Source organism: Wolbachia endosymbiont (group A) of Phasia obesa (assembly GCF_964028125.1).
Classification (GTDB): domain Bacteria; phylum Pseudomonadota; class Alphaproteobacteria; order Rickettsiales; family Anaplasmataceae; genus Wolbachia; species Wolbachia pipientis.
On the sequence record NZ_OZ034764.1, the window covers coordinates 48,447 to 72,733 of the forward strand.

21 protein-coding genes and 3 tRNA genes are annotated in these 24,287 nt (G+C 35.1%); 7 read left to right on the forward strand and 17 right to left on the reverse strand.

Translation table 11 applies throughout. The features are described 5' to 3' along the window. The first annotated feature begins 4 nt into the window (after positions 1-4). The gene (gene thyX, locus ABWU29_RS00255) at positions 5-859 is read left to right on the forward strand and encodes an FAD-dependent thymidylate synthase (protein ID WP_015589436.1); all 855 of its coding nucleotides are present in this window, start codon (positions 5-7) and stop codon (positions 857-859) included. A gap of 72 nt (positions 860-931) precedes the next feature. On the opposite strand, the gene ABWU29_RS00260 is transcribed toward thyX, so the two are convergent. Beyond that, complete coding sequence (locus ABWU29_RS00260) at positions 932-2,716, reverse strand: hypothetical protein (protein ID WP_141456689.1); 1,785 nt, start codon at positions 2,714-2,716, stop codon at positions 932-934. A 144-nt stretch (positions 2,717-2,860) separates the two neighbouring features. On the opposite strand from ABWU29_RS00260, the gene priA reads away from it, so the two are divergent. Beyond that, positions 2,861-5,203 carry a primosomal protein N' gene (gene priA / locus ABWU29_RS00265; protein WP_015589438.1) on the forward strand — a complete coding sequence of 781 codons (2,343 nt, stop codon included), beginning with the start codon at positions 2,861-2,863 and terminating at the stop codon, positions 5,201-5,203. A gap of 9 nt (positions 5,204-5,212) precedes the next feature. Here the strand turns inward: priA and petA are convergent, their stop codons facing one another. From petA to ABWU29_RS00295, 6 genes are all read right to left on the reverse strand, one after another. Next, on the reverse strand, positions 5,213-5,812 hold the full coding sequence (gene petA, locus ABWU29_RS00270) for a ubiquinol-cytochrome c reductase iron-sulfur subunit (RefSeq protein ID WP_015589439.1): 600 nt from the start codon (positions 5,810-5,812) through the stop codon (positions 5,213-5,215). Between the two features lie 86 nt (positions 5,813-5,898). Next, on the reverse strand, positions 5,899-8,607 hold the full coding sequence (gene gyrA, locus ABWU29_RS00275; RefSeq protein WP_141456691.1) for a DNA gyrase subunit A: 2,709 nt from the start codon (positions 8,605-8,607) through the stop codon (positions 5,899-5,901). Positions 8,608-8,659: 52 nt separating this feature from the next. Continuing rightward, positions 8,660-8,732 (reverse strand) — tRNA-Val (locus ABWU29_RS00280). Between the two features lie 840 nt (positions 8,733-9,572). Beyond that, entirely contained in the window at positions 9,573-10,448 is an 876-nt protein-coding gene (locus tag ABWU29_RS00285) for a tetratricopeptide repeat protein (RefSeq protein ID WP_174516848.1), read from the reverse strand. Between the two features lie 168 nt (positions 10,449-10,616). Further along, positions 10,617-11,006: a DUF1284 domain-containing protein gene (locus tag ABWU29_RS00290; protein WP_006279825.1), complete on the reverse strand. Its 390-nt coding sequence runs from the start codon at positions 11,004-11,006 to the stop codon at positions 10,617-10,619. After that, positions 11,003-11,530, reverse strand: a complete 528-nt coding sequence (locus ABWU29_RS00295) for a biotin transporter BioY (protein WP_015589442.1) — start codon at positions 11,528-11,530, stop codon at positions 11,003-11,005. The genes ABWU29_RS00290 and ABWU29_RS00295 overlap by 4 nt, the downstream gene beginning before the upstream one ends. An 85-nt stretch (positions 11,531-11,615) precedes the next feature. Between ABWU29_RS00295 and ABWU29_RS00300 the strand changes: the two genes are divergently transcribed. Continuing rightward, positions 11,616-12,203 carry a nitroreductase family protein gene (locus ABWU29_RS00300; RefSeq protein WP_006279823.1) on the forward strand — a complete coding sequence of 196 codons (588 nt, stop codon included), beginning with the start codon at positions 11,616-11,618 and terminating at the stop codon, positions 12,201-12,203. Beyond that, positions 12,184-12,972: a diaminopimelate epimerase gene (dapF, locus tag ABWU29_RS00305; RefSeq protein WP_006279822.1), complete on the forward strand. Its 789-nt coding sequence runs from the start codon at positions 12,184-12,186 to the stop codon at positions 12,970-12,972. Before ABWU29_RS00300 ends, dapF begins: the two co-directional genes overlap by 20 nt. 8 nt (positions 12,973-12,980) lie before the next feature. Here the strand turns inward: dapF and sucD are convergent, their stop codons facing one another. The 8 genes from sucD to hemF form a co-directional block, all read right to left on the reverse strand. After that, a complete protein-coding gene (gene sucD, locus ABWU29_RS00310; RefSeq protein WP_015589444.1) occupies positions 12,981-13,856 on the reverse strand; it encodes a succinate--CoA ligase subunit alpha in 876 nt (291 codons plus the stop codon). Positions 13,857-13,859: 3 nt separating this feature from the next. Then, positions 13,860-15,011, reverse strand: coding sequence for an ADP-forming succinate--CoA ligase subunit beta (gene sucC, locus ABWU29_RS00315; RefSeq protein WP_015589445.1), 1,152 nt, complete (start codon positions 15,009-15,011; stop codon positions 13,860-13,862). Between the two features lie 37 nt (positions 15,012-15,048). After that, complete coding sequence (gene rpsU, locus ABWU29_RS00320) at positions 15,049-15,249, reverse strand: 30S ribosomal protein S21 (RefSeq protein WP_006279819.1); 201 nt, start codon at positions 15,247-15,249, stop codon at positions 15,049-15,051. 199 nt (positions 15,250-15,448) lie between these two features. Further along, positions 15,449-15,522: transfer RNA gene (locus tag ABWU29_RS00325), tRNA-Pro, on the reverse strand. Between the two features lie 209 nt (positions 15,523-15,731). Then, positions 15,732-16,418 (reverse strand): 16S rRNA (uracil(1498)-N(3))-methyltransferase, encoded by a 687-nt coding sequence (locus ABWU29_RS00330; RefSeq protein ID WP_015589447.1) that lies wholly within the window; start codon positions 16,416-16,418, stop codon positions 15,732-15,734. A 28-nt stretch (positions 16,419-16,446) separates the two neighbouring features. Next, positions 16,447-16,518, reverse strand: a tRNA-Glu gene (locus tag ABWU29_RS00335). Positions 16,519-16,586: 68 nt separating this feature from the next. Continuing rightward, complete coding sequence (locus ABWU29_RS00340; RefSeq protein ID WP_227738571.1) at positions 16,587-17,798, reverse strand: ankyrin repeat domain-containing protein; 1,212 nt, start codon at positions 17,796-17,798, stop codon at positions 16,587-16,589. Between the two features lie 81 nt (positions 17,799-17,879). Further along, positions 17,880-18,704 carry an oxygen-dependent coproporphyrinogen oxidase gene (gene hemF / locus ABWU29_RS00345; protein WP_015589449.1) on the reverse strand — a complete coding sequence of 275 codons (825 nt, stop codon included), beginning with the start codon at positions 18,702-18,704 and terminating at the stop codon, positions 17,880-17,882. A 160-nt stretch (positions 18,705-18,864) separates the two neighbouring features. On the opposite strand from hemF, the gene ABWU29_RS00350 reads away from it, so the two are divergent. The 3 genes from ABWU29_RS00350 to ABWU29_RS00360 all read left to right on the forward strand — a co-directional run bounded on the left by ABWU29_RS00350 (position 18,865) and on the right by ABWU29_RS00360 (position 23,129). Next, the gene (locus ABWU29_RS00350; protein ID WP_141456695.1) at positions 18,865-21,348 is read left to right on the forward strand and encodes a response regulator; all 2,484 of its coding nucleotides are present in this window, start codon (positions 18,865-18,867) and stop codon (positions 21,346-21,348) included. A gap of 90 nt (positions 21,349-21,438) precedes the next feature. After that, positions 21,439-22,281 (forward strand): ParA family protein, encoded by an 843-nt coding sequence (locus ABWU29_RS00355; protein ID WP_006280226.1) that lies wholly within the window; start codon positions 21,439-21,441, stop codon positions 22,279-22,281. Further along, positions 22,278-23,129 carry a ParB/RepB/Spo0J family partition protein gene (locus ABWU29_RS00360; protein ID WP_006279814.1) on the forward strand — a complete coding sequence of 284 codons (852 nt, stop codon included), beginning with the start codon at positions 22,278-22,280 and terminating at the stop codon, positions 23,127-23,129. The genes ABWU29_RS00355 and ABWU29_RS00360 overlap by 4 nt, the downstream gene beginning before the upstream one ends. 116 nt (positions 23,130-23,245) lie before the next feature. On the opposite strand, the gene ABWU29_RS00365 is transcribed toward ABWU29_RS00360, so the two are convergent. Together ABWU29_RS00365 and ABWU29_RS00370 are read right to left on the reverse strand one after the other, a co-directional pair. Continuing rightward, a complete protein-coding gene (locus tag ABWU29_RS00365; protein WP_264953956.1) occupies positions 23,246-23,881 on the reverse strand; it encodes a transposase in 636 nt (211 codons plus the stop codon). Further along, positions 23,865-24,194 (reverse strand): transposase, encoded by a 330-nt coding sequence (locus ABWU29_RS00370; RefSeq protein ID WP_141456678.1) that lies wholly within the window; start codon positions 24,192-24,194, stop codon positions 23,865-23,867. The genes ABWU29_RS00365 and ABWU29_RS00370 overlap by 17 nt, the downstream gene beginning before the upstream one ends. Positions 24,195-24,287 lie beyond the last annotated feature (93 nt).

Sequence of the window (24,287 nt, forward strand, 5' to 3'; positions counted from 1 at the left end):
TTTTATGAATGAAGCAACCAAACGAACTATAGTAAAAGAAATAGATGCAATCTTATATGAAGAACATAAGGTATTAGACCATGGATTTATTCGAGTAGTGGATTATATGGGCTCTGATAGCGCTATAGTTCAAGCTGCTCGTGTTTCTTATGGCAAGGGAACAAAACAGATAAGTCAGGATGAAGCACTTATAAAGTATTTAATGAGACATCATCATACAACTCCATTTGAAATGTGTGAAATTAAGTTTCACGTGAAACTTCCAATTTTTGTTGCAAGGCAATGGATAAGGCATAGAACTGCAAATGTGAATGAATATTCAGCAAGGTATTCAATACTTGATAATGAATTTTATACACCTAAACCAGAACAAGTTGCAAAACAATCTGACAATAATAAACAAGGTAGCGGGGAAGCTTTTGATCCAGATACCTCAAAGGAAATAATAGATTCTCTAACAAATGACTCTAATTTAGTATATTCTCATTATGAAAAATTTATTGAGCAGGGGCTTGCAAGAGAAATTGCCAGAACTAACCTAATGCTTAATTACTACACGCAATTTTATTGGAAAATAGATCTGCATAATCTCCTTCATTTTTTGAAGCTTAGAGCTGATAAGCATGCCCAATATGAAATCAGAGTTTATGCAGAAGTTATGCTGGATATAATAAAAAAATGGGTTCCACTGGCCTACAATGCCTTTGTTGAATATTGCCTAGAATCAGCCTGTATTTCAAGAACTGGTCTAGAAATAATTCGCAAATTAATTAAAGGGGAAAACGTTACTAGAGAAGAAAGTAATATTGGTAAAAGAGAATGGGGCGAGCTGATGTCTATACTTGATAAACAATCTTAAAGATAAAGGCATACGTGTCAATCTCCTCTGTCAGTTAACTCTCGTTCACCAGATTGAATCTTGCTTTTTACATCACATTAACTCATCACTTTTATAGAACATCTCATTAAAATCATTTAGAGTTCCAAAATCCTGACCCTTGATAAACAGGTGATCATTAGCAACATGTGCTTCATCAAGAGTAAACAGCTCGTAATGATGATTGTGAGCGGGCCTAACAATTTCATTATATAAAACCATTACTTGTTCGTAGTTATATCCATCGCCAGCATGATATTTACCACGTACGGTATCATAAAAATTCTTTACATCATCATATGTCACTTGCAGCTCCACCTTATACTTTCCCACTTCAAGAGGACTTCCTGTCTTTATTTTTAAGGGATGTTGTGAATTTGCAACACTGTTAGAAGTTTCTGCTTCAATATCAGAATTTTTATCCATATTTTCTATCACACTTGCCATAACAGTTTCTTGTTCATCTTCTGTTGGTTTTGTTTGTTTTTCAGTCTTATTACTGCTACTGTCAGTTTCCACAGTTACTTTTTTTACTTCTATATCTTTTTGAGCTTTCTCATTACTTTGCTTGTGTATTTCATCTCCATGCAATTTTTCCTGCAGAGCTTTTTTCGTATCAGCATAATCATCACGATTGCTTTGCAAAGCTGGTTTATAACTGCTGCTATCATCCGCTTGCATTTGATCTATATAGTTAGATTCTTCTTCCTGTATAGTATTTTTTGCGTTATCCTCACCAACCGTTCCTTTCTCCCCAGACTTGGCTTCACTCTCTACCACAACTTCTTCGTCTACTTGCTCATCATCAATTGTAAATTCAGTACCTATCTGATTGCTATCTTCCTCCAATTCATTAGATAATTTTTCAGATAGCTGGTCACCACTCAAATATGGTTCCTTTGAATATTTAGCATAATTATGGGGATCGGTTCTGTTTTCTGAATAAAACCCACTTTCAAAGTCTGAGTAGGAGCTTTGATTGAGCACAAAAAATAAGTTTTCATAATTAACCAGCATATCACTATCAGGGCTAACAAAATTTAAATATTCATCGCCTTCCCATTCTGGGTGGTGTCTATACTCTGCTATGTAGTATTTACTAGAGTCGAGAGGTATCTTGTCACCTTCTTCCCCATCAAGTTGTAAAACTACTGCTGAATGCCCATTACCTAAATCATTACCTTTTACCACTTTGAATATTTTAATCTCATCCTTTTCTACAAGTTCTTTTAACTCCTCGTTCTTTTCATTTAACTCTTCCTCCCTTTGTCTTTCTGCTTCTCTTTCTCTTGCCAATCTTTCTGCTTCTTCATCAGCTTTCTTCTGCAGTTGTGAGAATACATTTTGTAATATATCTTGTGTGGTTAAGCTATTTGTGTTGCTTAAAAAATTATCTAACACATTTGATGCAATTGGTGACAATTCACCGTGATCATCAAATACTTTTTCCTTTGCTTTATTATAGTGATTTGGGTTATAGATTGCATACAGAGGATAAAAACCATAATCTGCAATTGACGCTCCGTCAGGTGATAGTTCCATTGAGAATCCATAGTAATTAAGTGGAAGATTGGAGGTTAAATATTTACCGTTATCATCCCTAACGTGTAGCTCACTTCTACCATTGTGCTCACTATATTTGTTGTAGTAGATATAAAAATTCTCATGGTTAAGATTGAAGTGATCATCTAGATTATCGAATTGAATTGTACTGCCAAGCTTCTCCCGCAAAAGATTTTTGCTTTCATCTGTAAGCTTTATATGTGCAGAAAAGTAGTATCGATCTATAGGTTCGCCTTTTTCTATTTCAAAGTTCAAAGTAATCTTGTCGTTGACCATTGGTAGCCTCCACAAATTCTATAAATCATTTTATTTATCAATCATACGGTCTGTACTATGAAAAATGTGTTAAACGTTAAGATTTTCTCTGTACCGATTCATCTATATTGCCAGGCTTAATAAAGTTACAAGCTCTTTAAAACAATGTTAAACTCAATCACTATGGCAAAAACAGTTGACGTATTACTATCACTTCCAATTGATCAGTTATTTTCATATGCAATTGAGGAAAATACTGAGATTTTACTTGGAGATTACGTAGTGGTGCCATTTGGCAAAAAACGCTTAATCGGAATAGTTTGGAAATACAGTGATAAAAGTAACCGAGAATTAAAATTTATTGAGCAAAAAATCGATTTACCAAATATTAGACCAAAATTGATTGCATTTGCAGAGTGGGTTGCACAATACAATTTAATACCTATTGGTATGCTTGCCAAAGTGATAATGGGAGGAGTGTTAAAAGTAAATCACATAGATAAATTGGTTTGTGTTGAACAAAAGCAGGAAACAAGTGAAATAAGTTGCCAATTAAGCCCTGAACAGCAGATAGCTAGTGATAAAATAATAAGCAATTTGAACGAGTATTCAGTGACTTTGCTTGACGGTGAGACAGGATCTGGAAAAACCGAAGTTTATCTCTCTGTGATTGCACAATTGATTAAGAATTACACTGCCGTTCCAAATGCTGCTCAGACTTTACCATCCCAGTGCCCAGAGACACAACTGTACGAACATTGTGATTTGGGTCTACCAAGAGGGTGTTATCCGAGTAGCCTGACACTGGGATCCAGTTTTTCATATAACCTCATTACAAATGTTTATTTTAACTTAAAACCAATACCTAATTTACAATCAAAATTCCTGGATTCCAGTGTCAAGCACTGGAATGACACCTTTATACTCAAGGCAAAACCCACTGTAACATTTAGCATACCGTCTTTGCCACGTACTAGTATGACACCAGAATATGTTGAAATGACATCAGGAGAAGGTAATACACAAATTTTAATCCTCCTACCTGAAATTGTTTTAACTTCACAATTGGTAAATCGTGTTCGCGGTCAGATATCAAAAAACTTAGTTGAATGGCACTCAGGGCTCACTCCAAAAACTCGCCGGAATAATTGGCTCAATATAGCAAATGGAAATGCGCAGATAATTATTGGTGCACGGTCAGCGCTTTTTTTGCCTTATAAAAACCTAAAATTGATTATCGTTGATGAAGAGCACGACTCATCTTTTAAACAAGAACAGGGAATTATATATAATGCTCGAGATATGGCGATAATCTTAGCCAAATTTGAAAATATTCCGATTATTTTATCATCAGCTACTCCACTGCTTGAAACGATTCATCATGTTAAAAACGGGAATTACAATCATGTAAAGCTAACTAAGCGATTTGGTGGTGCAGAATTGCCACTCATTAAAGTAGTAGATATGAGGAACAACAAGCAATGGATCTCCTCTGAGCTTTTTGAAAGCATCAAACAAACCATAGAGAAAAAACAGCAGGTTATGCTTTTTCTAAACCGCAGAGGGTATGCACAACTGGCAATTTGTAAAAAGTGTGGATATAAAATTTCCTGCTTAAATTGTGCTGTTTGGCTTACATATCACAAGAAAAAAAATGCTCTTTTGTGCCACCACTGCTCTTATCAATTGAAACTTCCAGAAAAATGCTCTAATTGCCAAAGTGAACAGCCATTGTCCCTCTACGGCATAGGAATTGAAAGGTTACTTGAAGAAATGGTGAAATTAATACCAAACGCAAAAACTGCGATGATAAGCAGCGATCAGAAGTCGGTTAGTAACATCATTGATTTAGTGTTAAAGGAAGAGGTGAACATTATAATCGGCACACAGATAATTGCTAAGGGGCACAATTTTCCCAAATTAACTTTGGTTGGAGTAATAAATGCAGATTTGAGCCTCGAAAATTCTGATTTAAGAGCAGCGGAAAAGACGTATCAATTATTGCACCAAGTTGCAGGCAGATCAGGAAGGTTTAATGAAAAAGGAATGGTAATAGTGCAAACTAATAATCCTGAAAGTTCAATAATAAAAGCATTGCTGCATCAAAAAAGAGACTCATTTTATGAAATCGAACTTAAGTCAAGACGCGAAGCCAAAATGCCACCATTTAGCAGATTAATAGCGCTTATAATTTGTGGTAAGAATCAGATTGCAACACAAAAAGCAGCGAATGAAATAGTAAAATCTCTTCTTTGTTATCCAAGTAGCTTAACTACTTGTATCCAGGAAAAAAATGTAGGTGTAGACAAAAAGGAATTTGAAATTCTTGGCCCATCACCAGCAGCAATAAATTTTTTAAATAATAAGTATCGGCATAGGGTATTATTAAAAATACACAATAAACACAGTTTATCTATACAAAAAAAGCTGAAATATTGGATTAAAAATTGTAACTTGAATTCGAGTATTGCAGTGATAATAGATGTTGATCCTGTGAGTTTTTTTTAACGAGTTCCGTTAAGCCTTCTTGCCAATTACCACAACATTCTCACTGGGAAAAAAATAATCAGGTACAGCCATATTTTTCGGTGCAGGACCCCCAATCACTCGGCCTGATGTATCATAATATGAACCGTGGCAAGGACAGAACCAACCATTACCATCTCTTGTAGCGTGGTCAACCGGTACACACCCAAGATGTGTACATATTCCAAGCATAATTAACCATTCGTCTTTTCCTTCGTATACTCTCTGCTCATCTAATTGAGGATCCCTCAAGCTCTTCACATTCACAGCTCTTGCAGCCTCAATTTCTTGCTTTGTGCGTCTACGAATGAATACTGGTTTACCTTGCCACTTTACTTTTACTCCGTGTCCTTCCTGAATTCCAGACAAATTCACCTCCACTGTGGAAGTTGCTAGAACTTCAGCAGAAGGATTCATAGATTTAACCAGTGGCCAAAGTCCGCTTGCAGCTCCTATACCTGCCATAGCGCATGTAGTTAATGTTATAAAATCTCTCCTACTCTTATTTTTAGTAAGGTCTTTAACAGGAGGTGTTTTTTTATCCTCTTTGTTTGCCAGTGGTTTTTTATTTTTAGTTAAATTTTTGTCCATTGATCTTTACTTAGCCATAAGTATATATTTTAATTTAAATACTGCGTATTAATCAACAAAAACTTGCGCTTTTTGTTTAACCTGTACTACGGTTGAGAAGAGATAGAGTTTTCAACTTCAAAAATACTATCTTCAGTGGAATCAGGATCTTCAATTTTCGCTACTGACACCACTTTTTCTCTACTTTCTGTTTTAAACAGAGTGACTCCTTGAGTGCTGCGTCCTGCAATTCTAATCTCATTGACCGAAATGCGAATTAACTTTCCTTTATCTGTAATAAGCATTATATTATCACCCTGCTCAACTGGAAAACTAGCAACAACATTACCGTTTCTGCTAGTAGTAAGAATATTGGTGATACCAACACCACCCCTGTTAGTTACTCTATATTCATACGCAGAAGTTCTTTTACCAAAGCCATTTTCAGTAATAGTTAATATAAACTCCTCATTCACTGCAAGTTTTAAGAATAATTCGTTATCTATTCCTAAATCATTCAAAGTCTTTTCCAATTTAGAATCAATGGAGTTATTAATTGCAGTCCCCAGTCTTTTTGCAAGTGGAACTTTTAAGTAAAGTTCTTTTGTTTCTGTTGCTACACCTATCCCATTTAATATGGTCATGGATATCACGCTGTCATTCTTTACAAGTTTGATACCTCTTACGCCATCTGAATTGCGACTCTTAAATTGACGCACATCACTTACAACAAATCTGATACTTTTTCCAAGCGTTGTTGAAAGTAAAACATGGTCAATTTCATTACATACCTTAACCGATACTAATTTGTCTCCTTCATCGAGCTTTATTGCTATTTTTCCATTGCTTGGAATATAGTGAAAGTCCGCTAAGGAGTTACGCCTTATGTTTCCATAGGCAGTAGCAAAAACTATGTTTTGATTTTCGTCATTTTCACTTGGCAATGGCATGATATTAGTTATAGTTTCACCATCGCTAAGCGGAAATATGTTAACAAGTGCTCTTCCACGTGCGGTTGGCTCTGCAAGAGGTAACTTATAAACTTTTAATCTATAAACTCGACCAATGTTAGAAAAGAATAAAAAGCTAGTATGGGTATTTCCAACAAATAATTCTGTGATTACATCCTCTTCTTTTAATCCCTGTCCTAGCTTTCCTTTTCCACCACGACGCTGAGTTCTGTAGTGAGAAAGTTTTACACGCTTGATATAACCATTCATAGTTACGGTTATCACCATATCCTCTTGTGGAATTAGATCTTCAGCTTCAATGTCCGCGTCTGACTCTTCTATTGAAGTTTTTCGCGGCACAGCAAATCTGTTCTTTATTTCTTGTAGATTGTTTTTTATTTCTTTCATCAACTTCTCTCCTGAGCCAAGAAAAGCGATATATTCTTTTATCAGGTTGATCATTGAACTTAGCTCAGCTTCTAATTTGTCTTTTTCAAGGCCTGTTAAACGCTGCAGTTTCATATCAAGGATAGCTTTAATTTGTAGCTCAGTTAATCTATACACTCCATCTTTCAAAAAACTTGCGCTATCTGAAATCAACTCGATAATAGTGTTGATTTCATTCGAAGTTTTCCATTCTTTATTTAAAAGTTCTCTACTTGCTTCCGCAGGATCTTTTGCACCGCGGATGATTTTTATCACTTCATCTATGCTGAGGACCGCAATGTAGAGCCCTATATATATATGAGCTTTTTCTCTCGTTTTTCTTAGACGAAATTCTGTTCTCCTGATTAACACTTCTTTTCTAAAATCAATAAAGGCCTCTATGATTTCTTTCAATGACATCAAAGCAGGCCTGTTGTTATTGAGCACTAAAGTGTTAACACTAAAACTACTTCTTAGTGGAGTTAGCCCCAATATTTGATTAAGTATAAAACTTGCTTCAGCATTTCTTTTGAGGTCAATTACTACTCTAATACCAGACTTATCGGACTCATCCCTAATTTCTGTTATACCATCAATTCTTTTTTCTTTTACAAGCTCACCTATCTTCTCAATTAATTTTACTTTATTTACCTGGTAAGGTATTTCATCAATCACTATTGCTTGCCTATCTTGTGGCAGATCTTCTATATGAGTCTTGCCTTGCACAACAATTGATCCACGACCAGTTGCAAATGCTGATCTTATTCCAGACCTTCCAAGAATTGTTCCCCCAGTTGGAAAATCCGGCCCTGGCATCACTTCAAGTAACTCATCCAAAGTAACTTCAGGATTATTTACATATAATATACAAGCATCTATTATTTCTCCAAGATTATGAGAAGGAATATTGGTTGCCATACCAACTGCAACACCACTTGCACCGTTTACCAATAGATTCGGAAACTCTGCAGGCAGCACAACTGGTTCTGTTTCATTTCCATCGTAGTTTGGCCTAAAATTAACTGTATCTTCATCAATATCATTCAGTAAAAAGTGCGACACTTTTTGAAGTCTTGCTTCTGTGTATCGCATTGAAGCTGGTGGATCTCCATCTATCGAACCAAAGTTACCTTGCCCATCAACAAGTGGTAAAAGAAGAGAGAAATCTTGGGCCATTCTAACCAAGGAATCGTAAATAGCTGCATCACCATGTGGGTGATATTTCCCCATTACATCCCCAACTATACGAGCTGCCTTTTTATATGGCTTACCGGCATCGAATCCAGCTCTTGACATTGCATATAATATGCGCCTGTGAACAGGTTTAAATCCATCCCGCACGTCAGGTATAGCCCGGCTTATGATAACGCTCATTGCGTAGGAAAGATAAGAATCTTCCAGCTCTTTTACTATTGAGATTGGTACTATATTATCCTGCATTTTCTATACTTTAATTGAAGTAATTAATAATACTAACATTCAGTTAAGCAAATGGGCAATGACAGACTTGAACTGCCGACCTCCTCGGTGTAAACGAGATGCTCTACCAGCTGAGCTAATTGCCCCTTTAGATCTAATTCTATAGCTCAATATTATTATTGTAAACAAAAATAGCAATAAATTGTATCCGTTCAGCAGAGTGGCAAAATAGGTAGACAAGGTGATCTAAAAAGATAATCATAGAGTAAATGTGAGGTAAGTCCTTACAATAAATGGTGTCATCCAAGTAGCCGACACTGGGATCCAGAAAAAAGAATGGTGTCATTCCAGTGCTTGACACTGGAATCCAGCTTTTTCATAATCATTAAAACGTTGTATTTTTACATAAAACAGCTATTTTTATGCTCGCCAACTTAATAAAATTCCTGGATCCCAGTGGGCTTTGTTGCATCGCTAGCTATGATGGATTAAAGATAAAAAAGATAGCGAATATCAGTAGCTTATTATTCTGGTATTTATAACAAGAACGGTCAATGAATACCTAAATTTGAGTAAAAGAAATTTCACTACCATTTACCAATCCGGCTAAAATTCAAGAATTTCAATGCTTTAGCTATTTTCAATAGAATTAAATTTATTAATATAAATAACAAATTACTATTCTTAAATTTGATCAGATTGATTGCAAAAAAACAAGATTTTCAATAGGTTGCTTATAATCCTAACTATAGTTAGCCTTTCATAAGTAGCGATGCAACAAAGCCATCCCAGTGTCAAGCACTGGGATGACACCCTCCTGATGGGCCAAAATCACAATGTTCGTACAGTTATGCATTTGTTGTGCAAATTACCTTTGCAAACAAATGTTCGTACAGCTGTGTGTCACACACTTTGCTTCAATATTTGCACATTAGCCACTCCCTTGAACAGATACGATAAATTAGCTTTAGGTAAGCTATAAGCTTTTATGAAATCTTTGGGTGCGTGCTGTGAAGTTTTATAAATTTTAGTCTTGCTGTCACTTTGTATAAAGGTATTTTTTCACTCACATCTTTCGAAGTTGTAGCCATGTTTAACAACTTTAAGTAGAATATTGTAGCATTTTGAAAATCTGAAAGTTTATCTAGAATAACAGCTAAATTATAAGTATAAAAAATATTGTTTTCATCGAGGGAAATAGCAGTTATCATATACTCTTTACCTTTTACATAATCCTCCTTTTTCATATAGATCAGACCTAAATTTGCTAATAAAGGAGCATAATTTTTATGTATATCATACAATTTTAACATTTCACTCAACGCCAGATCAGGATCATATTGTGAGATTATCGTCAGAAAATTTTTTAATATGTAAGGGTTACTAGGGTGTTCTTTTAACAGTCTTGTGTAAATCTCTACAGCTTTTTTGTATTCTTTATTAGCGTAATAAATATTTCCCAATCCAATTAAAGCATTTTTATGATAAGGAAACTTTGCGATAATCTGATTAAGGAGAGAAATAGCTGCTTCATTATCTCCTGATTCAAAGGAATCTTTTGCTTTTTTTAAAGTAGAGTATATGTCAAAACTCTTGCCAGAATTCTGCGAAATTTTGATATTAAATTTGTCACTTTTTCTCTCAATAACATCAAAATCTTTATATTTTTTATCAGCTTTTATATGCTTGACAACACTATCGAAGGCCTTTTGTATCTCCAAATTTTCACTAGCATAGGTAACAGAAGACCTCCATAAAATCACAACGCAAATTAACATGCAGATAAACATAGGTCCTAGTGTTGTGGCATTGGCTGCAGCGTGTAACCAGTAAACCTTATTTCTTTGAGCTATGCGTAACACATTACAAATTCATAAATGCTAAATTACCTATCTCATACAATAATAAAGATATTATTAATTAGCGGGACGAACATGCTGTGTAGCTTTTCAGAATGCATTTATCTTTTGTCTTCCATATTTCGCTTTATTTCCACAAAAATGCTTCAATTTATCTTAACATTTTGTCAACTACCTTTGTAGATTTAAAAGGGCATTTTTACATATTCCATATGGCTGCCAGTTGCACCCCTCACATGCGTACTCGAATTTCTTTAAAGACATTTTCTCCCTAATCTTTTTTACTGCCTCATTCCAAGTTAAAGTCTCGCCAATTTTAATTCCTAAAATTTCCATATGCCTTCTATCTAGCTCTAAAACTTTAGCTTGTGTGGTGCATTTACCTTGTTTAGTCTGATTTGGACAAGCACTACAGATATTATCAAGGTTACCAACTACTTCGATTTGAGTACTAATTACTTTGCTTGCTATCCTTTTATAATTTTCTACAAAACCCTGAGAATACCCATATCCCCGAAACGCGAGGGTGCACATGAAATGATGAGGGCGAAATTTTATCATTTTTTCAAATATTGCAAAGCTGCTACAAGTAGAAAAATTTTTATCAAACCAGGAAGGATAAATGGTAAAACACCCACCATTATTGCTTGTCCCAGACCCAAGTAAACAGCAAGCCAACTAACACCACAAATAAAGATTACAACTGTACCAGCCAGACAACTTAAAGAATTACATACAAATGATTTATACTTAGAGTTCAGTAATTCATTTACTTTGCTCATTACCATAACAGCAGCTAAACAGCCAATTAAATATCCACCGGTTGGTCCAAGAAGAGCGTGATAACCACCAGAAAAATTCGCAAGAACAGGCAATCCTGCTGCACCAAGTGATAGATATGTAAGCACAGAATAGAATGCTGTTCTGCGGTTAAATTTAAGCCCAATAAGCATTACTCCTAAAGTTTGCAATGTGATAGGCACAGGCTGCAATGGTATGCTTATTTGAGCCATCAAGAATAAAAGTAAAACGCAAGACAATATTTCAGCCAGTGTTGATCTGCTGCTAGATTGTGTTATAAACATACCTTCCCAATAAAAATAACTTATTAAATGTAATATATGTGTATGAGAGGTTTTGCAATTTAAATTTTGCTTATATTGTGCTACAATGAATTATTTATGCACTATTAAATTAAAAATGATGAGTAAACAAGATCTATTATCGTTGATGAAAGCAAGACACAGCGGACGTTCATACGATCCTACAAGAGCAATATCTCAGGAAGACATGGATATTTTAATGGAAGCTGTAAGGCTGACTCCCTCATGTTTTGGTGATGAACCCTGGAGATACGTAATATGCAACAAACAGAACAATCAAAGCGCATGGGAAAAGCTGCTAAATTGCCTTGATGAATCTAATCAAAAATGGGCAAAAGATGCACAAGTGTTAATCATATCTTTAAGTGCTAAAAACTTCCGTAAACAAGGTAAAGGAGAAAATCTTTGGGCTAATCATGATACTGGTGCAGCAAATTATGGACTTATGTTACAAGCTGCAGTTATGAACTTAATGGCCCATCAAATGGGTGGATTTGATAGAGATAAAATAGTGAAAGAGTTCAATATACCCAATGACTTTAACGTAATGTCAGTGATAGCGGTTGGTTACGAAGAAGAGGGTGCTGAAACAAGTAAGAAGAAAAGAAGACCAATAGAAGAAATATTTTTTTATGATGAGTGGCCAAAATTCTGAAAATTTTATCAAAATGCACGGCACTGGTAACAATTTCGTTATCATAGACTCACGTTCAACAAACAATTTAGACTGGAACCATAGACAAATTGCTGATCAAAGCAGTTGTGATCAAGTGATAATTATAACAATGTCTAATGCTGCAGACTGTTTTATGCATATCTATAATGCTGATGGCAGTCGAGCTGAAATGTGCGGAAACGCAGCACGCTGTGTTGGATATTTGATAATGTCAGAAAAAGGTGCTGAATACTCCATTATTGAGCTAACAAGCAAACGCATTTTAGAGTGTTTTAAAGTGGGTGATAAATCCATAAAGGTTAACATGGGTAAACCTTTGCTAAAATGGCATGAAATTCCCTTGTCTACTGAGTGTGACACTCTTCACTTACCTATAGAGCTTGAAATGCTAAAAGATCCTGTTGCAGTAAATATTGGCAATCCTCACATAGTTTTTTTTGTTGATAACATAAGTGAAATACCATTGCGAAATTTAGGACCAAAGCTAGAAAATCACGCATTATTTCCTCGGAAAATTAATGTTAGTATTGCACAAGTTGAAAAGTCTGGAGAAATAGCTTTAAGAGTTTGGGAAAGAGGTACAGGCATTACTGCATCATGCGGTAGTGCAGCCTGTGCAGCACTTGTTGCATCCACACTACGTGGATATCTGGTTGCCCAACAGACTTCAGTAAATTTACCAGGAGGCAAGTTATTAATCGAATGGGCAAATAACGTATTCATGACCGGTGATATAGGGTTTTTGTGACCCTAATTCTAGTGATGCATTACTTCCAATACCTTCTTACCAATTACTGCAGGGGTTTCAGCAATTGCAATCCCGGCACTCCGCATAACTTCTAGTTTTGCACCAGCACTTCCACCGCTGGAGGAGATGATTGCTCCAGCGTGTCCCATACGTCTTCCTGGAGGTGCCGTTTGGCCTGCTACAAAACCAACGATTGGCTTTTTAGTTTTTTCTGTTTTCACAAAATGTGATACATCTTCTTCTTCGTTTCCACCTATTTCACCAATAACTACAATACCATGAGTATCGTCATCTTTTAAAAAGAGCTCCATACAGTCGACAAATGTCATACCATGAATTGGATCCCCCCCAATTCCGATACACGTGGATTGACCAAGACCAACAGCGGTTGTTTGTGCTACTGCCTCGTAAGTTAAAGTTCCGGAGCGAGACATAATTCCTATGTGTCCACGCTTATGGATATGGCCAGGCATAATTCCTATTTTGCATTCTTCAGGTGTAATAATTCCCGGACAGTTGGGACCAATCAATCGACTTTTTGAGCCGATAAGCGCACGCTTAACTTTCACCATATCAAGTATAGGAATGCCCTCTGTAATACAAATTATCAATTCTATTTTTGCATCTATTGCTTCAAGTATTGCAGCAGCAGCAAATTTAGCAGGTACATATATAACTGTAGCATTTGCACCGGTTTTTTCTTTGGCTTCTGCTACAGTATTAAAAACCGGTAAATTAAGGTGAGTGCTACCACCCTTTCCAGGAGTTACACCTCCCACCATTTTCGTTCCGTAATCAATTGCTTGCTCTGAATGAAATGTGCCTTGTGCACCAGTAAAACCCTGGCATATTAATCTTGTATCTTTGTTTACTAAAACGGACATGCTTTATTTTACCTCTTTTACTATCTTTTGTGCAGCATCACCCAGTTCATCTGCAGCAATAATATTTAATCCTGACTCTTCTAAGATTTTTTTTCCTTCTTCAAAATTAGTACCTGATAATCTAACCACTAGAGGAACTTTAATGCTCATTTCTTTTGCAGCCGCAACAATTCCACTTGCGATAATATCGCAACGCATTATACCACCAAATATGTTAACCAGAATTCCTTTTACGTTGCTATCAGACAATATGATTTTAAATGCTTCAGTTACAGTTTCTTTACTCGCTCCACCACCAACATCCAAAAAGTTAGCAGGCTCTGCTCCGTAGTATTTTATTATATCCATTGTTGCCATAGCAAGACCTGCACCGTTTACCATGCAACCAATACTGCCATCCATTTTGATGTAACTGAGCCCATATTTTGAAGCCTCTATCTCTTCTTTCACTTCTTCATCATAATCACGAAGTTCCATAATTTCTGGGTGACGATATAAAGCATTGTCATCGAAATTAATTTTCGCATCGAGCGCAATAAAATCTCCAGAATTTGTTTCAACCAGTGGATTAATTTCAATTTGGCTCGCGTCAGTTGCAATAAACGCATCATATATTTTTTTTGCAATGTTCGATATCTTTTCTATTTGTTCTGGACTCAAATCAAAACTGCTGCTTAACTTGCTGCTATCAAAACTTGTAGCAGAATCAATATCAAATTTCACAATTTTTGCAGGAGAATTTTTCGCCACTTCTTCAATGTCCATTCCACCTTCTGAGGAAAATATGAATATTGGCCTACTGAGCTTCGGGTCGATTACCAGGCTTAAATAATACTCTTTCTTAATGCTTGAGCCTTCTTCAACGTACACTTTTCTTACTTGCTGCCCGCTTGGCCCTGTTTGATGAGTAACTAAAGTCATACCAATCATGTCCTTTACAAACTGTTGAGCTTCTTCAACTGACTTTGCTAGCTTTACGCCACCGGCTTTACCCCTACCACCTGCATGAATTTGAGCTTTAACTACAAACACGTCAGATTTTAATTGACTTACTTGAGTCTTTACTTCTTCCGCAGATGTAGCAACAAAACCTTTTGGCACTGGGACATTAAATTTATGCAAAACTTCTTTCGCTTGATATTCGTGAATATTCATAAAATAACCAATGATAAACTATTAACCTGAGTACAAACTACCAACCATAACGCTGCCTTCTGCACTCTTGTTGGTACCTCTTTTTTTTAGCTTCAGCTTTCTTTTTAGCTCTTTTTTCTGATTTTTTTTCATGATATTGTTTTTTCATTTTCAACCCTCTTCCTTCCTTTTGAATTGTTTTTTTCAATACTGGAAGAGCTCTGTCTACATCACCATAATGGACTGATACTTCTATCAAACTCTATACCTCCTTCGGTAATCATTTCAAAATCTATTTATAAATTAGAAAATTAACATTGTCAATTATTTTATAAACTTGAGCGTTAAAATGTAATATGCCATAATTTACATGGTGAATAATGTCATTCCAGTGTCAGCTACTTGCTTACTGATGGAGATTACTCTTATGTTACAGCGTTCTTACAATTATACTAACATCGGGGCGGAGAGATTTGAACTCCCGACCCTTTGGTCCCAAACCAAATGCGCTACCAGACTGCGCTACGCCCCGACTTCTTTACTCAGAGTATCAATAACTCAGGCAAAATGCAAGATTCATTTGTTTACTTTAGAAAAAATATAATATGAGATTTAATATTATCTTAGAATATGTTTTTTATTAGCTCCTCTTTAACAACAGACTGCTTCGTAGAAAGTCTACAGGGTTTTTGTGCGCGCAACACTGAACCAGATTTCTTTATCTTAGCCATATTTAAAAATCTAGCTACACCAATTGGTGAAAGTTAGTGCAGCAACCACAGCGGTATCGACTCTTAAAATTCTTTTTCCTAGACTCAATTTTTGACAAAACTTATCGGCAAGATCAAGTTCATAAGATGAAAAACCACCTTCAGGGCCAACAATAATAGCAACATTTTTCTTACCTTTCAGCACTTTATCAGCTTTACCTGTTTCATCACATAAAACAAAATTTTTACTCTGGGAATCAGGTAATTCGCAAAAGTTAATAGGAGGCAAAATCTCTGGTATACTCATCCTACCGGATTGTTCCGCTGCTTCGATTGCTTGTAATTTTGCTCTACTTAGGTTAATGTTTTTTACTACTGTACGTTCCGTTGAAATAAATTGAATGCAAGTTATTCCCATTTCAGTTGCCTGTCTTACTATGTTGTTCAAAGCAGCACTTTTTACCATGGCACAATACAGGTATAAATTTTCCTCATATTGCTGTTGTTTGGCACATTCTTTGAGTGTAATTTTTGTCAATTTACGCGATATATTAACTACTTCTCCTAACCATTCTCCATCTTTTCCATTAAAAAGAGAGAGATTATCATACTTCTTAAGCCGCATTACATTGCAAATATAGTGACTTTGTTGTGGATTAAGTGCTAAACTCACGCCTTGTGATAAAGCTTCTTCAACATAAAGCCTAATTTTTCCCATTTAAAACTTTAATTATATTCTATTTGAGTGACTCTTACGGGATTTGAACCCGTGTTACCACCGTGAAAGGGTGGTGTCCTAACCACTAGACGAAAGAGTCAACTTGAATCTAACTAGGTTATATCGATTACATATATAAAGTCAATTCAATTATTTTGAATCACATAGTTAGAGGGATATATCAGTAATCTTATATCGACAGCCTCCTATTACTCCATGCTCAATACTCACTGAACCTATCTCAGATTTAGGAGCTAATTCTAATTGTTGTTCAACTTTTGTATCGGAATCATAGCCAGAATCGTAGCCAGAATCTCTACGCTCATATTTCTGCCTTATTTCTTCTACACTAAAGCCAGCCTTGGTCTTAATTTTTTGATCATTAGTCTGTTGCTGACTTATCGACTTATTAGCACTTAGCTCATTTAGCTTCACTTGCCAATCATTCACTTTATCTTGCACTAACCCATGGCAAGTTCCAGAATTAGCTTTTATGTCTTTTGCTTTTCTTTCTGCTCTTTTCTTGGACAAATCTACCCTAGCATAAATAGGTTCTGACGACTGTTCTGGCTCTTTCTGTTTTAGGCTAGCAGGCTTTTTTTGTTCTGAAAGATCATCTATAGTGCAATAAATAGGTTCTTCTGATATACTCAAATAACCACTATCTTCCAATGATAAATTTTCAGTGGATTTTTTATGTGAATCATATATTTCAGCATAAATAGATTCTTCTGATACACTCAAATAACCATTCTCCCCTAATGAGTTACTAACCTTAGCATCATACACCTCAGCGTAAATTGGCTCTTTTGAAGGCAAAGCATCATAATTAGTGCTCTTTGGCTTATACTCAAAAGTTCTAGAAGGTTTTTGAGGTGGTATTACATTGTTGTTCACCTCAGCGTACATAGTTATTGGCTCATATTCAGAGGTTCTAGGAGGTTTTTGTTGTATAGCTTCAACATTCAAATCATCTGTAGAATAATACTCTGCGCCTTTTCCTAGTAAAAAGGAAACTGTGGGGTGAAGAATTATCTCTGCTGGTAAGTTTTTCTCACTATCCAATTTTAGATTTTTTGATTCTGCTAAACTCTCAATAACACGAATTATAACATTCTTTCCATTCTCATCTATTGAGTGGATATCAGCTCCACGATTAATCAGCAATTCCATTATTTTGTGATCTGTAGCATGTCCTAAAGCCTGATTTAAAGCTTGATTATTATTTATATCAAATGATCCTGTATTCTTGAGAGACATAGTCTTTGAAAAGAATTTTCTAAAACTATTTAATGCATCATAGAGAATTAGAGTCAGTTTAACACCTTTTATGTCATTGTTTTTGACAGATTTAATTAAAAAATTATCTATTATGCCCATGATTATACCCCCTATATAAAAGCTCACTATCATGGTGCAATTTTAAACTATGATGATTTATTTTCTACTAATAGCAGCTCTCTATAACCACTTAACAAGTGGTGGCATTGACATCATAATTGCATCTGGATTGCCGTCCGTCATTAAACCAAACCTTGTGCCACGATCGTATAACAGATTGAATTCTACATATCTGCCACGTTTTATTAATTGATTTTCTCGTTGTTCTTTTGTCCAAGATTTTTGCATATGTTTACGTATGACGTGCGAATAAATTTCCAAAAAGGCTTCACCTACTGCTTTTGTGAACTCAAAATCGTTTTCCCAGTTGCCAGAACTCAGATTATCATAGAAAATGCCACCAATGCCACGTGGCTCTTTTCTGTGTTGTAAGAAAAAATAATTGTCACATTGCTCTTTAAATTTTGGATAATATCCGGTGTCAAATCTATCACATGTCATTTTGATTGATTCATGAATATACTTGCAATCTTCTTCATTTCTATATATTGGCGTAAAATCCATTCCTCCACCAAACCATTGTTTTGAAGTATATATCAGCCTTGTGTTCATATGCGCTGCAGGGATAAGGGGCGATTGCATATGAGACACTAAAGATATACCGCTTGCCCAGAACTCTCCGTTACTTTCACTTGCACCAGGAATTTCATTGATGGCTGAATCTGCAAATTTTCCGTGTACTTTTGAAACGTTTACTCCAACTTTTTCAAAAACATTACCAAAAATAATTGTAGATTCACCACCTCCACCACCTGGGCGATCCCACTTTCTCTTTTCGATCTTTGGCTCTGCGGATGATTGTTTTTCAATTAATAAGAAAGATTCTATGATCTTATCTCTTAGTGCACAGAACCATTTAAATGCTTGTGTTCTTTGTTTTTCCATAATACCCTCTCGCTAGCTTATTAACATTGTTATATCTGATATTTAAGGAACTTAATTAGATTTGGATGATAATTATCTATCAAAGACGTTAATAAATCTATAATAATTAAATCAATATAATAAAACATTTTCGTATGTACAACAATGCCAAGTAACAATAATGAGTAAAAGATACATAGATAACAAAAAAGAGAACAGGGTTGACTTCATACTAAGAAATTATGGAATGTCAATTGTTGTGATGGCAGTTATTATGCTCTTACCTCCAGTAGCAATATCGATACTCTACTTTTTTGATATATATAGTCAGCATATTAATATAGAGATTAATTTATTAGTTAGCATTCTAACAACTCTCTTTATGATGTATAATGTAAAACGCTACAGATACCTACTTAATACTATAGAATTTCAAAATGCAATATTTGCAAATGCACTAAATCATAATACAGAATTTTGCCTTATTTTACATAAAGATGAGGGTGTTATTTATGCTGATGCAAGGTTCTACGAAAGGTTTAAAGATCATATAATAGATGATGACATTACGTTAGGCAAGATTCTTGAAATAGGAGATGTTTCAGAAGCAGACAAAAAAGTACTCTATCATGCACTAAAAAATAACTCTTCTGTACAGGTATGCATTTCCTTAAACAAGAAGAATAGAGTATCTAACTTTCTTTTGCTCTTTGAGCCAATACCAGATAATCCCCAAATTGCTATAAATAGTAATAAGATTTTAAATTTATCATTAGTGCCAATAGCAAGGCCAGATGGGTATTTTGTGTTAAAAGCAACACAGATAAACAAGGAGCAGATATATGAAGAGTTAATAGAAAAACACAGTATAGGAACTTACATTGCAAATGCCAAAGGAGTGATTTTATCTGTAAATAAAAGATTTTTAGACATATTTGAACTGAAAAAACTGGAAAAAGGTAGCTCAATCAGTGATTTTATATCTCAATCTAAGTATAACAATACAATAACCGATAATGAAATTTTGTTTTTTACTATAAGTGGTATTCCATTCAAGGCTTATATGAGCACTGCTATATTTTGTGATAAATACAACCATAGCTATATATATGGCTTTATAACACCAACCGAATCAAATCTTGTTGATTATCAATTACACCCTTGTTTTGCAAATTCATCAATTGCTATTGCACAATGTGACATAAACGGCAACTTTGTAAAGAAAAATACGGCACTAATAAAGCTTGCAGGGTCAGATAATAATTCAATCTTTACATTGATATTGGATAGTTATCATGTGAAAATACGTGAATATTTTTCGAGTAATAGAATAAATAATGCGTCCTTTGATGTACAGCTCAACGGCGGTAATAACATAAAAATATATTTCAATAAGTTTCTTCATAATAAAATGATCTTCATACTTTGTTATTTTATTGACAATACTGAACACAAAAACCTAGAGATAAAGCTTGAGCATTATCAAAAGATGCAAGCTATAGGGCAGTTAGCAGGTGGTATTGCGCATGATTTCAACAATATATTGACTGGGATAATAGGATTTTGCGATTTGCTTTTACTCCAACACTCAGCTGGTGACCCATCTTTTGGAGATATAATACAGATACAGCAAAATGCAAAGCGTGGATCAAATTTAGTAAGACAATTGCTTGCTTTCTCAAGAAGACAGACCTTGCAGCCAAAAATTATTGATGTAAATAATACTATAGCTAATCTTTATGAAATGATAAAAAGATTAATAGGTGAAAATATAAAATTTAATATTTATTATGGTAGAGACTTGGGTGCTGTTAGGGCTGATCAAGGGCAATTAGAGCAAGTTATACTTAACTTAGCAGTCAATGCTAGTGCTGCTATGGAAAAGGGCGGAGAATTAACTATACGAACCTTTAATCAAAAGATTGACTCATTAAATTCTACACCTCAGGATATGTTTTCTCCAGACAAGGAAGCGATTGAACATGGAAATTATGTTGTGATTGAAGTAATTGATACTGGATGTGGAATGACGAGTGATACAACTGAAAAGATCTTTGATCCATTTTTTTCTACCAAAGATATTACCTCTGGTACAGGTCTTGGCCTCTCTACTGTATATGGCATTATTAAACAAACTGAAGGATACATCTATGTTGCTAGCAAAGTAAATCATGGAACTAAATTTAGCATATTTTTGCCCATGGTTTACATATCAGATGAAAATGATAGAGAGGAAGATAGTGAAGAAACAGAAAAACCGGTAGTAAGTGAAATTAAAGGTAATGGTATAATTTTATTAATCGAAGATGAAGATTCAGTAAGGGAATTCATCTCTAAAGCACTCAAAAGAAAAGGATTTGATGTAATAGAAGCAAGCATAGGCAGCGAGGCGCTAGAAATAATCAGTAAAAAAAGTCAACACATAGATCTTATAATCACTGATGTAATCATGCCAGAGGTGAGCGGCCCAGAAATAGTTAAAGAAGCATTGATCCATAGGCCAAATATCAACGTTATTTTTATTTCTGGGTATGCAGAAGATGCTTTTTTAAAGAGTGATGACATCAATATAGAAGATTTTCACTTTTTGCCAAAACCATTCACTCTGAATGAATTAGGAAACAAGGTTCAAAGTGTGTTACACAAAGCAAAAAAGACAGTCTAATTTTAGTGTGGTTAACAACAAAAAAATTTTCTAATGCAAAAGTTTCTTGCATATATACAATAGAATTATTTTATACATAAGATAAAAGGCGTGAGCAAGATTATTGCAATAGTAAATCAAAAGGGTGGAGTTGGCAAAACCACAACTAGTATAAATTTATCGACAGCCTTTGCTGCTGTGGGAAAAAGCACTTTATTGGTAGATCTTGATCCTCAAGGAAATGCTAGCACCGGGCTCGGGATTTCTTATCGTAGTAGGGAAGAAAAAAATATATACAAAATACTACTAAGCAGCGAAAATAAATTGATAGAATCGGCAATTTTCAATATAAAGGAAATTCCAAATTTATCACTAATTTCGTCAGTAGTTGATTTATCAGCTGCAGAAATTGAATTATCGCAACTTGAGCGAGGAAAATTTGTGCTAAAAAGCGCATTAGAGAAGATACGCGATAATTATGAGTATATAATCATCGATTGCCCTCCATCACTTGGGCTTCTAACCATAAATGCTTTGACTGCTGCTAATTCTATTATTGTCCCTCTTCAGTGTGAATTTTTTGCTTTGGAGGGATTAAGCCATTTAGTTAAAACTGTAGAGCTGATAAAAAGAAATAACCTAAACCCTTTTTTGGCAATAGAAGGGATAGTGTTAACAATGTATGACAGGCGCAACAAACTCAGTGAACAGATTAAAAACGATATTTGCCAGTATTTAAATGATAAAGTATACAAAACTATCATCCCATTGTATGAGACTGTTATTCCACGTAACGTACGGTTATCAGAAGCGCCTTCTCATGGAAAACCCGCTATTGTGTATGATCTTAAGTGTCCTGGTGCACAAGCATATATAAGTTTGGCAAGGGAAATTTTAAAAAAGCACGCGAGCAGTTGTAAGGAGAAGAAACTAGTAAGCGAGGGCGTAGTATGAAGGATGATAGACGCCTCGGCAGAGGTCTTGCCGGCCTCATAGGCGATAATTATGATAATAAAGAAGATCGACAAGAGCATTTGCCTATTTCATTACTGCACCCAAGCAAATTTCAACCGAGGAAACATTTTGACGAGGAGTCATTAAGAGAACTTGCAAATTCGATAAAGAAAAGTGGCATTATACAGCCTATCGTGGTACGCAAAGATTCAAATGATGATGGTTATGAAATAATAGCTGGAGAACGTCGTTGGCGAGCAAGCAAGATTGCAAATCTTGATAGTGCACCGGTTATCATAAAAGATCTGAGCGACAAGGAATGCTTGGAAGTATCCATTATTGAAAACATACAAAGGCAAGATATTAATCCAATAGAGGAAGGTGAAGCTTACAGAAAACTGATAGATGAGTTTTTCTATACACATGAGGAATTAGCTTCAGCTATAGGCAAAAGCCGCAGCCACATAACCAATATGATTCGGATGTTGTTGCTCCCTGATAGGGTGAAAACAATGATCAATGAGAAAAAATTGTCTATGGGTCATGCAAGAGCGTTGATTAATGTTGAAAATGCGGAAAGTATTGCAGAAAAAATAGTTTCTCAGGGCTTAAGCGTTAGACAAACTGAAAAACTGATAAAGGACCTACATCAAAACAACAATCAAAAAGAGCAGAGATATACTAGAAATCAAGATATGACAGTAATAGAAGGCGCTATATCTTCTCAACTTGGTTTAAAGATCAAAATTAATGACAACAATTCTAAGGGTAAAGTTATGATACGGTATGATAATCCAAATGAATTGGATTTGATATTGAAAATTTTGAATAGGAAACTTGAGGCATAGCTAGTAGTTGGCTAGCAAAGCAACAAACCAATATCAACTGTTGGTGTCATGAAAGTAGCTGACACTGGAATGGCTTTGTTGCATCACACTTTATGAGATGGTGATTTATGGTAAATTCATGTAACTATCTCAAATTTAGCCATACCAATATCAGTGAATTTATTAAGCAAATAGCATTTGATTAGCAGTTCTTTTTCTCGATTTATCTCAGATTTATTCCTAAAACTAAATCCGAATATTTGCTTTAATCTTGAGAAAAACCCTTCAATATAAGATCTTTTCCCATAATTTACTTCTTTTTTCCATTCTTTCATGCCATCTTCACCGTATAATTTTATTAACCTAATAGCAGCATTCCTGTCAGACATATAATCTATTTCTGGATGTTCTGCCGCATTGTTTATTGGTGGAATTTTTGTCTTTATATCATATTCGTTACACAACTTATAAAACTTGTGCCTATCACATGCTCTATCTGCATATAGTGCTTTTATGGCATGCTGAAAATCAACTTCTTTTAGCAAATCACAAGCTCCATAGTGATCAGAGTAGACACCGTTACTGTATTTTACAGCTATGGCTTTTTTGTTGTTTATATTCAACATTACGTGCAATTTTCTCGTTTGCTCATAGCCACGATATTTTCTGTTAGTGCTATTTTCCTTGCTGTGACCAGGAGTGTTGTTGTATATACTAATTCCTGTACTGTCTATAGCAATTTCGATATCTTCCATATTATTTTCTGCAATCATTTATCTTAATATTAAGTTTCTTAAACCTTCTTGATGCTTGTGAATAGCTGATAACTGCCAAATCTCTTCCTATTTGTTGCAAATACCCTTTTATAAACCCGACTGTTTGTCTTAAACCAATTCTAAAGAAACTGACGATTATATGCACCAAAATCACAACTTTATCACTATAAATATAGTTGCCGCCCTGCATTTTTGGACAATTCTCGTACCAATTTTCTATGGCGTCATTGATATAACAAAAAATGCTTCCTCTTTCTTGGAGAAATTTGTTATATTCATGGCAGTTACTGACTCTCATTTTTTGTGGCATATTTTTTCTTCAACAGTTAAATGGCTATTTATAATGAATTTTGTCAGTAACTGCCAGTTCTTTTCACTTGAGCGATGCAACAAAGCCCACTGG